This window comes from Cedecea neteri (assembly GCF_000758325.1).
Lineage (GTDB): Bacteria > Pseudomonadota > Gammaproteobacteria > Enterobacterales > Enterobacteriaceae > Cedecea > Cedecea neteri_B.
Genome location: NZ_CP009459.1, coordinates 3806443 through 3820135, shown reverse-complemented (window position 1 = coordinate 3820135; position 13693 = coordinate 3806443). Strand labels below are relative to the sequence as shown.

General features: G+C 55.3%; 13 protein-coding genes. 7 read left to right on the top strand and 6 right to left on the bottom strand.

Annotated elements, in window-relative coordinates:
* Nucleotides 1–17: 17 nt before the first annotated feature.
* The 4 genes from LH86_RS17810 (at nt 18) to ruvB (ending at nt 3033) form a co-directional block, all read left to right on the top strand.
* Nucleotides 18–758 carry a YebC/PmpR family DNA-binding transcriptional regulator gene (locus tag LH86_RS17810; protein WP_039304133.1) on the top strand — a complete coding sequence of 247 codons (741 nt, stop codon included), beginning with the start codon at nt 18–20 and terminating at the stop codon, nt 756–758.
* Nucleotides 759–798: 40 nt separating this feature from the next.
* The gene (ruvC, locus tag LH86_RS17805) at nt 799–1320 is read left to right on the top strand and encodes a crossover junction endodeoxyribonuclease RuvC (RefSeq protein ID WP_039304129.1); all 522 of its coding nucleotides are present in this window, start codon (nt 799–801) and stop codon (nt 1318–1320) included.
* Between the two features lie 82 nt (nt 1321–1402).
* A complete protein-coding gene (ruvA, locus tag LH86_RS17800) occupies nt 1403–2014 on the top strand; it encodes a Holliday junction branch migration protein RuvA (protein WP_039304127.1) in 612 nt (203 codons plus the stop codon).
* A gap of 8 nt (nt 2015–2022) precedes the next feature.
* Entirely contained in the window at nt 2023–3033 is a 1011-nt protein-coding gene (ruvB, locus tag LH86_RS17795) for a Holliday junction branch migration DNA helicase RuvB (RefSeq protein ID WP_039304124.1), read from the top strand.
* A gap of 55 nt (nt 3034–3088) precedes the next feature.
* Here ruvB and znuB read toward each other — a convergent pair whose 3' ends face one another.
* Both znuB and znuC read right to left on the bottom strand, forming a co-directional pair.
* Nucleotides 3089–3874 carry a zinc ABC transporter permease subunit ZnuB gene (gene znuB, locus LH86_RS17790; protein WP_039304119.1) on the bottom strand — a complete coding sequence of 262 codons (786 nt, stop codon included), beginning with the start codon at nt 3872–3874 and terminating at the stop codon, nt 3089–3091.
* Complete coding sequence (gene znuC, locus LH86_RS17785; RefSeq protein WP_008453942.1) at nt 3874–4626, bottom strand: zinc ABC transporter ATP-binding protein ZnuC; 753 nt, start codon at nt 4624–4626, stop codon at nt 3874–3876. The genes znuB and znuC overlap by 1 nt, the downstream gene beginning before the upstream one ends.
* A gap of 79 nt (nt 4627–4705) precedes the next feature.
* On the opposite strand from znuC, the gene znuA reads away from it, so the two are divergent.
* The 3 genes from znuA (at nt 4706) to lpxM (ending at nt 8092) form a co-directional block, all read left to right on the top strand.
* Nucleotides 4706–5650, top strand: a complete 945-nt coding sequence (znuA, locus tag LH86_RS17780; RefSeq protein WP_039304115.1) for a zinc ABC transporter substrate-binding protein ZnuA — start codon at nt 4706–4708, stop codon at nt 5648–5650.
* Between the two features lie 15 nt (nt 5651–5665).
* Entirely contained in the window at nt 5666–6988 is a 1323-nt protein-coding gene (gene mepM / locus LH86_RS17775) for a murein DD-endopeptidase MepM (protein WP_039304112.1), read from the top strand.
* A gap of 123 nt (nt 6989–7111) precedes the next feature.
* Nucleotides 7112–8092: a lauroyl-Kdo(2)-lipid IV(A) myristoyltransferase gene (gene lpxM, locus LH86_RS17770; protein ID WP_039304109.1), complete on the top strand. Its 981-nt coding sequence runs from the start codon at nt 7112–7114 to the stop codon at nt 8090–8092.
* Nucleotides 8093–8146: 54 nt separating this feature from the next.
* Here lpxM and msrA read toward each other — a convergent pair whose 3' ends face one another.
* The 4 genes from msrA to LH86_RS17750 form a co-directional block, all read right to left on the bottom strand.
* Nucleotides 8147–8866, bottom strand: coding sequence for a peptide-methionine (S)-S-oxide reductase MsrA (gene msrA / locus LH86_RS17765; protein ID WP_039304106.1), 720 nt, complete (start codon nt 8864–8866; stop codon nt 8147–8149).
* A 15-nt stretch (nt 8867–8881) separates the two neighbouring features.
* Nucleotides 8882–10642 (bottom strand): cytochrome c biogenesis protein DipZ, encoded by a 1761-nt coding sequence (locus LH86_RS17760; protein WP_231562702.1) that lies wholly within the window; start codon nt 10640–10642, stop codon nt 8882–8884.
* 242 nt (nt 10643–10884) lie between these two features.
* Nucleotides 10885–12327, bottom strand: coding sequence for a pyruvate kinase (gene pyk / locus LH86_RS17755; RefSeq protein ID WP_008453961.1), 1443 nt, complete (start codon nt 12325–12327; stop codon nt 10885–10887).
* A gap of 127 nt (nt 12328–12454) precedes the next feature.
* On the bottom strand, nt 12455–13324 hold the full coding sequence (locus LH86_RS17750) for a MurR/RpiR family transcriptional regulator (RefSeq protein WP_008453963.1): 870 nt from the start codon (nt 13322–13324) through the stop codon (nt 12455–12457).
* Nucleotides 13325–13693: the final 369 nt, after the last annotated feature.

Sequence of the window (13693 nt, the reverse complement as noted above, 5' to 3'; positions counted from 1 at the left end):
CGCTTTTGGAGATTGTTATGGCAGGTCATAGTAAGTGGGCCAACACGAAACACCGCAAAGCGGCACAGGATGCCAAGCGCGGTAAGATTTTCACCAAAATTATTCGCGAGCTGGTAACGGCTGCCCGTCTGGGCGGCGGTGATGCAGGGTCTAACCCGCGTCTGCGCGCAGCTATCGATAAAGCGCTGTCTAACAACATGACGCGTGACACCCTGAACCGTGCGATTGCACGCGGCGTGGGCGGTGATGATGATGCGAACATGGAAACCATCATTTATGAAGGTTACGGCCCTGGCGGCTCTGCCGTGATGGTGGAATGCCTGAGCGACAACCGTAACCGTACCGTTGCCGAAGTGCGCCACGCGTTCAACAAATGCGGCGGGAACCTGGGCACCGACGGCTCCGTAGCCTATCTGTTCACCAAGAAAGGGGTTATCTCCTTCGAAGCGGGCGACGAAGATCAGATCATGGAAGCAGCGCTGGAAGCCGGTGCTGAAGACGTTGTGACCTTCGACGACGGCGCTATCGACGTTTACACCGCGTGGGAAGAAATGGGCGTTGTGAAAGATGCGCTGGAAGCGGCGGGCCTGAAGGCGGACAACGCAGAAGTTTCCATGATCCCTTCCACCAAAGCAGACATGGATGCGGACACCGCGCCTAAGCTGATGCGTCTGATCGACATGCTGGAAGATTGTGATGATGTGCAGGAGGTTTACCACAACGGTGAGATCTCCGACGAGGTGGCGGCTACCCTTTAATGGCGCAGCCAATATCTGACCTGTACTCAGGAGACGCGTGATGGCGATTATTCTCGGCATCGACCCGGGATCGCGCGTCACCGGTTACGGCGTTATTCGCCAGACCGGGCGGCAGTTGACCTATCTTGGCAGCGGCTGTATCCGAACGCAGGTTGCCGACTTACCCTCGCGTCTGAAGCTTATCTACGCGGGGGTGAGCGAAATTATTACCCAGTTCCAGCCCGAGTATTTTGCCATCGAGCAGGTGTTTATGGCGAAAAATGCGGATTCCGCGCTTAAGCTAGGGCAGGCGCGCGGCGCGGCCATTGTGGCAGCGGTGAATGCTGATCTGCCGGTGTTTGAGTACGCGGCACGTCAGGTAAAGCAAACCGTGGTGGGCATAGGCAGCGCGGAGAAAAGCCAGGTGCAGCACATGGTGCGCACGCTGCTTAAGCTCCCGGCTAATCCTCAGGCGGATGCGGCGGATGCCCTGGCTATCGCCATTACGCATTGCCACGTGACGCAAAACGCGGTTCAGATGAGCGAATCGCGGCTTAATCTGGCGCGGGGGCGATTAAAATAATTAAGGCTGGATATCTATCCAGCCTTTTTTATATCATAGCGTTACTTTTTCGCGCATCAACGTAAATACGCAGGAGCACAATGTGATAGGTCGACTCAGAGGCATCGTTCTGGAAAAGCAGCCCCCATTGGTATTGCTGGAAACCAACGGCGTGGGTTACGAAGTGTATATGCCGATGACCTGCTTCTATGAGCTGCCGGACATTGGCAAAGAGGCGGTGGTGTTTACTCAGTTCGTGGTGCGTGAAGACGCTCAGCTGCTTTACGGGTTTAACAATAAGCAGGAGCGGACGTTGTTCCGTGAGCTGATTAAAGTGAACGGCGTAGGGCCAAAACTGGCGCTGGCTATTCTGTCCGGGATGTCGGCTCAGCAGTTCGTGAATGCCGTCGAGCGCGAAGAAATTAGCTCCCTGATCAAACTGCCGGGCGTGGGGAAGAAAACCGCCGAACGCCTGATTGTGGAGATGAAAGACCGCTTCAAAGGCATGCATGGCGACCTGTTTACGCCGGCGGCCGATCTGGTGCTTACCTCGCCGGATAACGGCCAGACGGACGATGCCGAGCAGGAAGCCGTTGCCGCCCTCGTATCTCTGGGCTATAAACCACAGGAAGCCAGCCGTATGGTCAGCAAAGTGGGCCGTGCCGGTGCCGACAGCGAAACCCTGATCCGCGAAGCGCTCCGCGCGGCGCTATGAGGTAGAGGATGATTGAAGCAGACCGCCTGGTATCCCCAGGAAATATTACCCAGGACGAGTTAATCGATCGTGCCATTCGCCCGAAGCTGCTCGAAGAGTATGTCGGGCAGCCGCACGTGCGCTCGCAGATGGAAATCTTCATTCAGGCGGCCAAGCTGCGCGGCGATGCGCTCGATCATCTGCTGATTTTTGGCCCGCCGGGGCTGGGGAAAACAACCCTGGCGAACATTGTGGCCAACGAGATGGGCGTGAATTTGCGAACTACCTCCGGCCCGGTGTTAGAGAAAGCTGGCGATCTGGCGGCAATGCTAACCAATCTTGAGCCTCATGACGTGCTGTTTATCGATGAGATCCACCGCCTTTCCCCGGTGGTGGAAGAGGTGCTGTATCCGGCGATGGAAGACTATCAGCTGGATATCATGATTGGCGAAGGTCCGGCTGCACGCTCGATTAAAATCGATCTCCCTCCGTTCACCCTGATTGGCGCGACCACCCGCGCGGGCTCTCTGACTTCGCCGCTGCGCGACCGTTTCGGCATTGTGCAGCGCCTGGAGTTTTATCAGGTGGCCGACCTGCAGCATATTGTTGGGCGAAGCGCCAGCGTGCTTGGGCTGGAGATGAGCGAGGACGGCGCTCTGGAAGTTGCCCGCCGCGCACGTGGTACGCCGCGTATTGCCAACCGCTTGCTTCGCCGTGTGCGTGACTTTGCCGAAGTGAAGCATGACGGGGCGATTACTGCTGAGGTAGCAGCACAGGCGCTGGACATGCTGAATGTGGATAGCGAAGGTTTTGACTACATGGACCGCAAGCTGTTGCTGGCGGTAATTGATAAGTTCCTCGGCGGCCCGGTTGGGCTGGATAACCTTGCTGCCGCTATCGGCGAAGAGCGAGAAACCATTGAGGATGTGCTGGAGCCGTTCCTGATTCAGCAGGGCTTTCTGCAGCGAACGCCGCGCGGGCGTATTGCCACGCCGAGGGCCTGGACTCACTTTGGGATTGTTCCTCCGGCTCAGCCGTGAATATTCCACAAAAAAAAAGGCGCCTCAGGGCGCCTTTTTCGTGTCTACGCGAGCCTTAAGCCGGCTGCTTTTTTGCCATGCTCAGAATAAACAGCATAGCGGCGGCCAGTACTACGGATGGGCCTGCCGGGGTATCGTAAAGCGCCGAGAACGCCAGCCCGCCGGTGACGGCAATCATACCAATGAGAACCGCAAAGCCCGCCATTTGTTCAGGCGTGCGGGCGAAGCGCCGTGCGGTGGCGGCCGGAATTATCAGCAATGAGGTAATGATGAGCGCCCCGACGAACTTCATTGCAACGCCAATGGTGAGGGCGGTCACCAGCATCAACAGCATTTTCACGCGCTGAAGATTGACGCCGTCCACGTGGGCCAGATCCGGGCTGATGGTCATCGCCAGCAGGCTACGCCATTGCCATGCAAGCACGCTAAGCACGACGGCCACGCCAGCGGCAATGGAGATAATGTCCGGCGGCGTGACTGACAGTAAATCACCGAAGAGATATGCCATCAGGTCGACGCGGACGTTAGACATCAGGCTGACCACCACCAGACCGAGCGACAGGGCGCTGTGCGCCATAATACCCAGCAGAGTATCAATGGCGAGGTGAGGGCGTTTCTCCAGCCAGACGAGGCCAATAGCAAGCAGTAACGTCACCACGATAACGGCATAAAAGGGGTTCACGTTAAGCAGCAGGCCAAACGCGACGCCCAGCAGTGAGGCGTGAGCCAGCGTATCGCCAAAATAAGACATCCGACGCCAGACCACAAAAGAGCCCAGCGGCCCTGCGGCACAGGCGAGCAAAATCCCGGCCAGCCAGCCGGGCAATAACAATTCAAGCATTACTGTCCATTCCCTCTGCGCAGAACGATGCGACCCTGCAGATCGTGACGGTGGTTATGATGGTGGCGATAAATGCCCAGCTGTTCGGCACCGATGGGCCCAAACATCGAGATAAATTCCGGGTGGGTGGAGACGACTTCTGGCGTACCTGAGCAGCAAATATGGTGGTTCAGGCACAGCACTTCATCGGTTTTGGCCATGACCAGGTGCAGGTCATGAGAAACCATCAGCACCGCGCAGTTCAGCTCATGGCGAAGCTGGTCAATCAGATTGTAAAGCGCCAGCTGGCCGTTGACGTCCACGCCCTGGGTGGGTTCATCCAGCACCAGCAGATGAGGTTCATTAAGCAATGCGCGCGCTAACAGAACGCGCTGATTTTCTCCGCCGGAGAGCTTCTGCATTGGCGCATCTATCAAATGCGCGGCCTGTACACGTTTAAGTGCCGGGAGGATGTCAGCTTTTTTCACCCCAGGGCGCAGGCGCAAGAAACGACTAACCGTGAGCGGCAGCGTGGCGTCCAAATGAAGTTTTTGCGGAACGTAGCCAATACGCAGATGCTGATCGCGCTTGATGACGCCCTGGTCGGGTGTGACCAGCCCGAGCACGACGCGCACTAAGGTAGACTTACCGGCACCATTTGGCCCCAGTAACGTAAGAATACGGCCAGGTTTGAGCGCAAGTGAGATATCGGCCAGCACGCGTCGCTGGCCGAAAGAGACCGAGATATTTTCCAGTTCAACCAAATTTGTCATGACAATTTCAGGGGTTGCATAAGTTAGCGGATGTTATAATATCACAATTATTCTGGTTATCACGATGATAAGTTGCATTATGTTACATAAAAAGACACTTCTTTTCGCTGCATTTTCCGCTGCCCTCTGGGGCTCTGCCGTCACCGGCACCCACGCCGCCGTTGTGGCTTCCATCAAGCCTCTGGGCTTTATCGCTTCCGCCATTGCCGATGGGGTGACTAGCACAGAAGTATTACTGCCTGATGGCGCCTCTGAGCACGATTATGCTTTACGTCCATCAGATGTAAAACGCTTACAGGGCGCGGACTTAGTCGTTTGGGTTGGGCCTGAAATGGAAGCCTTCATGCAGAAGTCTGTGCGTCAGCTTCCCGAGCAAAAACAGCTTGAGCTGGCGGCGCTTGCTGGCGTGAAACCGCTGCTCATGAAAGGCGGTGACGACGACGACCATGAGCACGGCGATGAACACGATCATGGCGCAAAGAGTGACGCAGATCACCATCACGGTGAATACAACTTGCACATTTGGCTCTCCCCAGAGGTGGCGCGGCTGTCGGCGGTTGCAATCCACGATAAATTAGTGGAACTTATGCCCGAAAATCGAGCCAAACTTGACGCCAACCTGAAAGATTTCGAGTCAGGCTTAGCAGACGCCGATAAACAGGTGGGTTCCGTGCTGGCACCGCTGAAAGGAAAAGGGTATTTCGTTTTTCATGATGCCTATGGCTACTTTGAAAAACACTACGGTTTAACGCCGCTTGGCCACTTTACCGTTAACCCTGAAATACAGCCTGGTGCGCAGCGTTTACATGAAATCAGAACACAGTTGGTTGAGCATAAAGCGGTTTGCGTTTTTGCTGAGCCACAATTCAGGCCAGCGGTAATTAACGCCGTTGCCAGAGGCACTAATGTTCGCTCCGGCACCTTAGATCCTCTGGGAATTGAAGTCGCATTGGGTAAAAACAGCTATATGCAGTTTATGACCGGACTTGCGAACCAGTATGCGAGCTGCCTGAAAGGAGATTAACGAGGAAGTGAATACGTGCAACAGATAGCCCGCTCTGTCGCCATGGCATTTGACAATCTATCACGGCCCCATCGCGTTATGCTGGGGTCGCTTACGGTTCTCACTCTGGCGGTCGCGGTATGGCGACCGTCAATTTACCATCCGCAGTCCAGTCCGATAATCAAGACCATCGAACTTCAAAAAAGCGAAATACACTCGCTGCTGCCGGAAGCAAGCGAACCCCTCGATCAGTCCCCGGACGCCGAAGATGACACCCTGCCTCAGGATGAGCTGGATGATAAAACCTCCGGCGAAGCGGGCGTTCATGAATATGTCGTCTCCACCGGCGATACGTTAAGCAGCATTCTGAATCAGTACGGTATCGACATGGGTGACATCAGCCAGCTCGCCTCCGCTGATAAAGACCTGCGAAACATGAAAATTGGTCAGCAGCTTTCCTGGACGCTTAACGCAGACGGTGATTTACAGCGTCTGACCTGGGAAATGTCGCGCCGCGAAACGCGCACCTACGATCGCGCTGATAACGGTTTCAAAATGAGCAGCGAAACCCAGCAGGGCGATTGGGTTAACAGCGTACTGAAAGGTACCGTAGGCGCAAGTTTTGTTTCCAGCGCGCGTGATGCCGGTTTGACCAGCGCTGAAATCAGCTCCGTTATCAAGGCGATGCAGTGGCAGATGGACTTCCGCAAGCTGAAAAAGGGCGATGAGTTCTCCGTGTTAATGTCTCGCGAAATGCTGGACGGTAAGCGTGAGCAAAGCCAGCTGGTCGGCGTACGCCTGCGCAGCGACGGCAAAGATTACTACGCTATCCGCGCTGAAGATGGAAAGTTCTACGATCGTAACGGCTCTGGCCTGGCCAAAGGTTTTATGCGCTTCCCAACCGTGAAGCAGTTCCGCGTTTCCTCGAACTTCAATCCACGTCGGCTTAACCCGGTGACCGGCCGCGTCGCGCCGCACAAAGGCGTTGATTTTGCGATGCCGCAGGGGACGCCTGTGCTGGCCGTGGGCGATGGTGAAGTGGTAATGGCGAAGCGCAGTGGGGCCGCAGGATACTTCGTGGCTATCCGTCATGGACGGACTTATACCACCCGTTACATGCACCTTAAGAAGCTGCTGGTGAAACCTGGCCAGAAAGTGAAACGCGGCGACCGTATTGCACTGTCAGGCAATACCGGGCGTTCTACCGGCCCGCACCTGCACTATGAAGTGTGGATCAACCAGCAGGCGGTTAACCCGCTGACGGCCAAGCTGCCGCGTTCTGAGGGCCTGACCGGCTCCGATCGCAGTGATTACCTGGCGCAGGTTAAAGACGTACTGCCGCAGCTGCGCATCGACTGATTTTCCCCTTTGACGAAAAGCCGGTTCTTGTAACCGGCTTTTTCTTTTGTCTGCTGGCCGCTACCCCGCTAAAATAACGATAAATTTGTCTCGCCAGACCGCTGGCGAACTACTGAGAGCCGCATGGAAAAAGCAAAAAAAAACCACAGTGAGTTTATCCCTGAATTTCAAAGAGCCTTTTTGCACCCGCGTTACTGGGGGGCATGGCTTGGCGTTGGCGCTTTTGTGGGGCTGGCGCTTCTTCCCCCGGGACTCCGGGATCCTTTGCTGGGGAAAATTGGGCGCTTAGCGGGGCGTCTGGGCAAAAGCGCCAGACGCCGGGCGCAAATTAACCTGCTTTACTGCTTCCCGGATTTACCCGAAGCCGAGCGTGAAGCCATCATCGATCGCATGTTTGCCACGGCGCCGCAGGCAATGGTGCTGATGGCGGAATTGGGGCTGCGTGACCCGAAGAATGTCATGGCTCGAGTGGACTGGCACGGCAAAGAGATAGTCGACGAGATCCGGGCGAAAGGGGAAAACGTGATTTTCCTGGTGCCGCACGGCTGGGCCGTCGATATCCCGGCCATGCTGATGGCCTCTGAAGGCCAGAAAATGGCGGCGATGTTCCACAACCAGGGCAACCAGCTGTTCGACTATGTCTGGAATACGGTGCGTCGTCGTTTTGGCGGCCGGATGCATGCCCGCAACGACGGCATCAAACCGTTTATCAGTTCCGTTCGTCAGGGCTACTGGGGTTACTATCTTCCCGATCAGGATCATGGCCCAGAACACAGCGAATTTGTTGATTTCTTCGCGACCTACAAGGCTACGCTGCCGGCCATTGGCCGCCTGATGAAAGTCTGTCGTGCACGCGTGATCCCGCTGTTCCCGGTTTATAACAGCGACACTCACCGGCTGGATATTTTTATTCGCCCGCCGATGGACGACCTGCTCGAGGCCGATGACCATACCATCGCCCGCCGGATGAACGAAGAGGTGGAATTGCTGGTTGGCCCGCATCCGGATCAATATACATGGATCCTCAAGCTTCTGAAGACCCGTAAAGAGGGCGAGATAGAGCCGTACTGCCGGGATGAGCTGTACCCGAAAAAGAAAAAATAGCGCATATTGCGTCATGGAAAACCGCGCCACTGTCTTTCACTGGCGCGGTTTTTTTCACCCTTTCACCAGCACCGGATCTTTGTTCCACAGCGTTGGGAAGAGTTGTTTAAGCTGCTCGACTTTCGGGATGTCGTTGATCGCGATGTAAGGGTAGTTTGGGTTGTCGTTCAGGAAATTCTGGTGGTATTTCTCTGCCGGATAGAACTGGGCATGTTCTTCAATCGTGGTGACCAGCGGCGCACTAAACTTATGGCTGGCGTTAAGCTGCGCGATATACGCTTTTGCCACCTTCGCCTGTGATTCGCTGAGCGGAAAAACGGTAGAACGATATTGCGGCCCGTAATCTGGCCCCTGGCGGTTTAGCTCCGTGGGATTGTGCGCGACGGAAAAGAAGACCTGTAATAGCTGACCATAGGTCACTTTGGTCGGGTCAAAAATAACCTGCACGGATTCAGCGTGCCCGGTCATCCCCATGCTTACCGTCTCATAATTCGCCGTCCGTGCTTTACCGCCCGTATAGCCAGATATTGCGCTGGTCACTCCTTTAACATGCTGAAAGACTCCCTGAACACCCCAGAAACATCCCCCGGCAAAGACGGCGGTTTCAAGATGTTGGCCCGTGGGCGACTCATCCTGCAGTGGCGCAGGGATCGCCACCGCACGCTCGGCTTCGGACCAGGCCGTATTTTGAAAAACAAGTGCCGCGACGATAAGCGCAGGAGCGCTAAACCATGCTACCCGGCGTTTGGTGGACGAAAATAGTGACGGTTTCATCGTAATGCTCCCCGGTTAACCGAACGTGAAGGCATAGGCGTTCACGCCCGGATCTTCAAATTCAATACTGAATGTGTGCTCGCCGCTGCCGCTCGACTGGCGAATCAGCTGGTAAAGGCGTTGTTCCGTCACCGTGCCGCTGCCGTCCGGGTTAACGTCTGAACCGTGGACGCTGCCGGGGGCCTGGCCGTCGATCGTGACTTTAAAACGCACCGGCTTGCCTGCTGCACCCGGGCCAAGAACAAGGTGCAGATCGCGAGCATGGAACTGGTAAACAATGCGGCCATTCGGGCGATTAAGCGTGATGTTCTCCCCGCCGATGGTCCAGTTACCCTCGAGCCCCCAGCTGTCCAGCGGCAGTGCGGAAGGTTTTTTGTAGTCAGCCGGTTTATCCCCGGTGACTTCGCCAGAGGCAAAGTTCTGCGCCCGCATATAGCCCAGGTAGGTCTCTGGGGAGATATCATTCTGGCCACTGGCTGCCTGTTCTACGCCGCTGGCAGAAACGGTGCTGATGCCGTTGTTAACGTTTTTAGCACCCGCCTGACGGAGCAGTTCCTGAATAACGCGTTCGGATTGTGCATAATCGCCTTCGCCAAAGTGCTCGTAGCGAATATGGCCGCTGGCATCAATAAAGTAGTGCGCAGGCCAGTACTGGTTATTGAATGCCCGCCAGATGCTGTAATCGTTATCAATGGCGATGGGATATGTGACGCCTAGTTTCTTTGCCTCTTTGGTGACGTTATTGACGTCACGCTCAAAAGCGAACTCCGGCGCGTGCACGCCAATCACTACCAGGCCCTGATCGCGATATTTTTCGGCCCAGGCTTTCACATACGGCAAAGAGCGCAGGCAGTTAATGCATGAATAAGTCCAGAAATCGACGAGGACAACTTTGCCTTTCAGCGATTCAGCCGTCAGTGGTGGCGAGTTGAGCCACTGCGTCGCGCCGCTCAACGAAGGCATCGCGCCAGCATCGGTCAGCGTTGGAATGGCGTCATCATCTGACGTTTTCACCACGGAAGTGGGCGTGGGGGCATTGGCCGTGGTGCTGTCCGGTGAGAGGCGTTTCACCAGCGCTTGTTCGATGCCGCCGGTTGATGCTGTAGAAAGTCGGGCCAGTACGCCTGTATCCAGGCCAAAAGAAATAGCGACGACGCCAAGTAACATCCCTGCGCCCAGAATGCGACGGATCCATTCCCCTACGCCAAGAGAGCGTTTCATGGCGCTGAATACTTTGCCGCCTATCAAAAGCGCAAGTGCCAGCGAAGTAGCCGCGCCTGCGGCATAAGACAACAGCAGCAGCGTTGAGCCTACATTTGCCCCCTGCAGAGCCGCGCCGGTCAGGACCAGCCCCAGAATGGGGCCTGCGCAAGGCGCCCAAAGCAGCCCGGTTGCAATGCCGAGTAAAAATGAAGCGCCCGGACCTGCTGGCTGGCCCGGTGCCACGCGGTTGGACAGCGAGTTACCCGCGTTAACCAGAGGGTGCATGACGCGCTCAGCCAGGCGAGGGAATAGCAGCGTGATGCCAAAAACCGCCATCAACACTAATGCCACGCCGCGGCCATATTGGTTAGCCGCGACGACCCAACCACCGCCGACGGCAGCCAGAGTAGCGAATAACGTAAAAGTTAACGCCATGCCCGCCAGTAGCGGTAGCCCTGTGCGGACAAACGGCTGGTCGGATCGTGCAAAAACAAACGGCAGTACCGGCAGGATACAAGGGCTGGCAATGGTTAACAGGCCGCCCAGATAAGCAAGAATAATGACCAGCATCATGATGTTCCTGTGTCAGAGTGAGAACGGAGAGCCGGGCGGAATTGACGGGGCTCCTCATGGACATATGCCTGCACTTTATAAAAAGAATACTTACTAAATCCTCCTCAAGAGTTAACAATTTCGTGATAACTCCAGGGAGGATAAAAGGGCATGCGAACGCAGCGGCGAGTACCGTCAGGCACTCGCCGCTGATTTAAGGAGGGTGTCTCTGGGGAAAGCAGGCGGGGGACGCCTGCTAACGTTTACTCAACGCACAAGATACGCGTGGTGTTGGTGGTGCCAATGGTGCTCATCACGTCGCCCTGGGTAACGATGACGAGGTCGCCAGAAATCAGGTAGCCTTTATCACGCAGGAGGTTTACCGCGTCGTTAGCGGCAGCCACGCCTTCGCTTGCGCTGTCAAAGTAAACCGGCGTTACGCCGCGATACAGTGACGTCAGGTTCAGCGTGCGTTCGTGACGCGAGAGCGCAAAAATAGGCAAGCCAGAGCTGATGCGAGACGTCATCAGTGCGGTACGCCCGGACTCGGTCATCGAAATGATGGCGGTAACCCCTTTGAGGTGGTTAGCGGCATACATCGCGGACATCGCGATGGCTTCTTCAACGTTATCGAACTGCACGTCGAGACGGTGTTTGGAAACGTTAATGCTTGGGATTTTTTCTGCACCCAGACAAACGCGCGCCATTGCCGCGACGGTTTCTGCCGGGTACTGACCCGCCGCAGTTTCAGCAGACAGCATCACCGCGTCGGTGCCGTCGAGTACGGCGTTTGCCACGTCCATGACTTCCGCACGGGTTGGCATTGGGTTGGTGATCATCGACTCCATCATCTGCGTGGCAGTGATCACGGCACGATTCAGCTTACGTGCACGACGAATCAGCGTTTTCTGGATGCCAACCAGCTCCGGGTCGCCGATTTCTACGCCCAGGTCGCCGCGGGCAACCATCACCACGTCAGAGGCGAGAATAATATCGTCCATTGCGGCTTCGTCGCAGACGGCTTCCGCGCGTTCTACTTTGGCCACAATTTTCGCATCGCAACCCGCATCACGCGCCAGGCGACGTGCGTAGTTCAAATCTTCGCCGCAGCGCGGGAAAGACACGGCCAGGTAATCAACGCCAATTTTTGCAGCGGTCACGATATCGGCTTTGTCTTTATCGGTCAGCGCTTCGGCAGAGAGACCACCGCCCAGCTTGTTGATCCCTTTGTTGTTAGACAGCGGGCCACCTACGGTGACTTCGGTAAACACTTTCAGGCCCTGGACTTCCAGCACTTTGAGCTGAACGCGGCCATCGTCGAGTAGCAGGATGTCACCTGGGACAACGTCGGCCGGGAGGCCTTTATAGTCGATGCCCACTTTCTCTTTATCGCCTTCGCCTTTGCCGAGGTTGGCATCCAGCAGGAATTTGTCGCCCAGGTTAAGGAATACTTTGCCTTCTTTGAAGGTAGATACGCGAATTTTAGGGCCTTGCAAATCGCCGAGGATCGCCACATGACGCCCCAGTTTCGCGGCAATTTCACGCACTTTATCTGCACGCAGCTGATGGTCTTCAGCTGAACCGTGGGAGAAATTCATTCGCACCACGTTAGCGCCGGCGGCAATAATTTTTTCTAAATTATTATCGCGGTCGGTTGCCGGGCCTAAGGTGGTAACGATTTTGGTTCTACGTAGCCGTCTGGACATGTATTACTCCGTTGACTGAAACAACTTGGTGTTGCGTGAACAAAAACTCGGTAGGTCAGGATGTGCTGTGAACACCCATGACAACGTAACCGAAGAGCCTAATAAGTTACAGCTTTGTTATCAAAATTTAACGTTCATCGCCTGAGAGAAGGCGTTCTTTATCAAAGCGCGATTCTTTGAGCGCTTCCTTGACTCGCTTCAAGTTATCCCTGAATTTTGCCCCTCGGCGCAAAGTAAAGCCCGTTGCCAGGACGTCAATGACGGTCAACTGCGCCAGGCGAGACACCATCGGCATATAAATGTCAGTATCTTCTGGCACATCCAGCAGCAGAGAAAGCGTCGCCTCACGGGCCAGCGGGCTGCCTTCCGATGTGATGGCGAGCACAATGGCATCGTTTTCACGGGCTAACTGGGCCAGCTCAACCAGATTTTTAGTCCGGCCGGTGTGAGAGATAAGCACCACCACGTCCTGCTCGGTACAATTCATACAGCTCATACGTTGCATAACAACGTCATCCGAGTAAATCACCGGGACATTAAAGCGGAAAAACTTGTTGGTAGCGTCGTGCGCGACGGCAGCGGAAGATCCGAGCCCAAAAAAGGCAATTTTCTTTGCCTGGGTAAGCAAATCGACGGCCCGGTTCACTGCAGACATATCCAGCGACTGACGAACCCGATCAAGGCTTGCCATGGCGGATTCAAATATCTTGCCGGTATAGGACTCGACGCTATCATCTTCATCAACATTCCGGTTTACATACGGCGTGCCATTCGCCAGACTCTGAGCTAAATGCAGTTTAAAATCAGGGAAGCCCTTGGTTTCAAGGCGACGGCAAAAGCGGTTCACGGTGGGCTCGCTGACGTCCGCGCTGCGGGCAAGCGTCGCGATGCTGGAGTGAATGGCGTCTTGGGGTGCAGCAAGAATCACTTCTGCGACTTTGCGTTCCGATTTGCTAAGGTGTTCCAGCTGTGACTGGATTTTTTCCAGCATATTCATAAAGGCGGGCACTCATGGGTTTTAGCGATTTCAGCAACAGAAGAAATCGTGGGCCGATTTAGCAAGAATATACGCTTGCTAAAATGTGATAGGGGCGAGTTGCCCAGGTAATGTTGTTGTTTTTTTTCATTACATGATCGGTGTCTAACTTTGGCAACGGTTACATCGCACAAAAAAACGCCAGTAAATGACGCTTTAGTGCGGCATTGTGGGAAAAGTTAGCAATTGAGGCGGTCAAACCGGGGTTAACGGTTGTCCTCAATTCAGCAAAAGCAGTACATTGCAGCGTAATAAAATTACAAGACGTGCCTGGCTTAATGCTATCCGGGCCCCAAAGGGCCGGTAACAGCCGGGATATCCGAAACGAGG

Excerpts from the sequence above, each read along its gene's own strand:
- msrA (WP_039304106.1), bottom strand. The coding sequence starts at position 8,866 with ATGAAACCGTCACTATTTTCGTCCACCAAACGCCGGGTAGCATGGTTT.
- ruvB (WP_039304124.1), top strand. The coding sequence starts at position 2,023 with ATGATTGAAGCAGACCGCCTGGTATCCCCAGGAAATATTACCCAGGAC.
- znuA (WP_039304115.1), top strand. The coding sequence starts at position 4,706 with ATGTTACATAAAAAGACACTTCTTTTCGCTGCATTTTCCGCTGCCCTC.
- lpxM (WP_039304109.1), top strand. The coding sequence starts at position 7,112 with ATGGAAAAAGCAAAAAAAAACCACAGTGAGTTTATCCCTGAATTTCAA.
- LH86_RS17810 (WP_039304133.1), top strand. The coding sequence starts at position 18 with ATGGCAGGTCATAGTAAGTGGGCCAACACGAAACACCGCAAAGCGGCA.
- ruvC (WP_039304129.1), top strand. The coding sequence starts at position 799 with ATGGCGATTATTCTCGGCATCGACCCGGGATCGCGCGTCACCGGTTAC.
- pyk (WP_008453961.1), bottom strand. The coding sequence starts at position 12,327 with ATGTCCAGACGGCTACGTAGAACCAAAATCGTTACCACCTTAGGCCCG.
- LH86_RS17760 (WP_231562702.1), bottom strand. The coding sequence starts at position 10,642 with ATGATGCTGGTCATTATTCTTGCTTATCTGGGCGGCCTGTTAACCATT.
- znuC (WP_008453942.1), bottom strand. The coding sequence starts at position 4,626 with ATGACAAATTTGGTTGAACTGGAAAATATCTCGGTCTCTTTCGGCCAG.
- LH86_RS17750 (WP_008453963.1), bottom strand. The coding sequence starts at position 13,324 with ATGAATATGCTGGAAAAAATCCAGTCACAGCTGGAACACCTTAGCAAA.
- znuB (WP_039304119.1), bottom strand. The coding sequence starts at position 3,874 with ATGCTTGAATTGTTATTGCCCGGCTGGCTGGCCGGGATTTTGCTCGCC.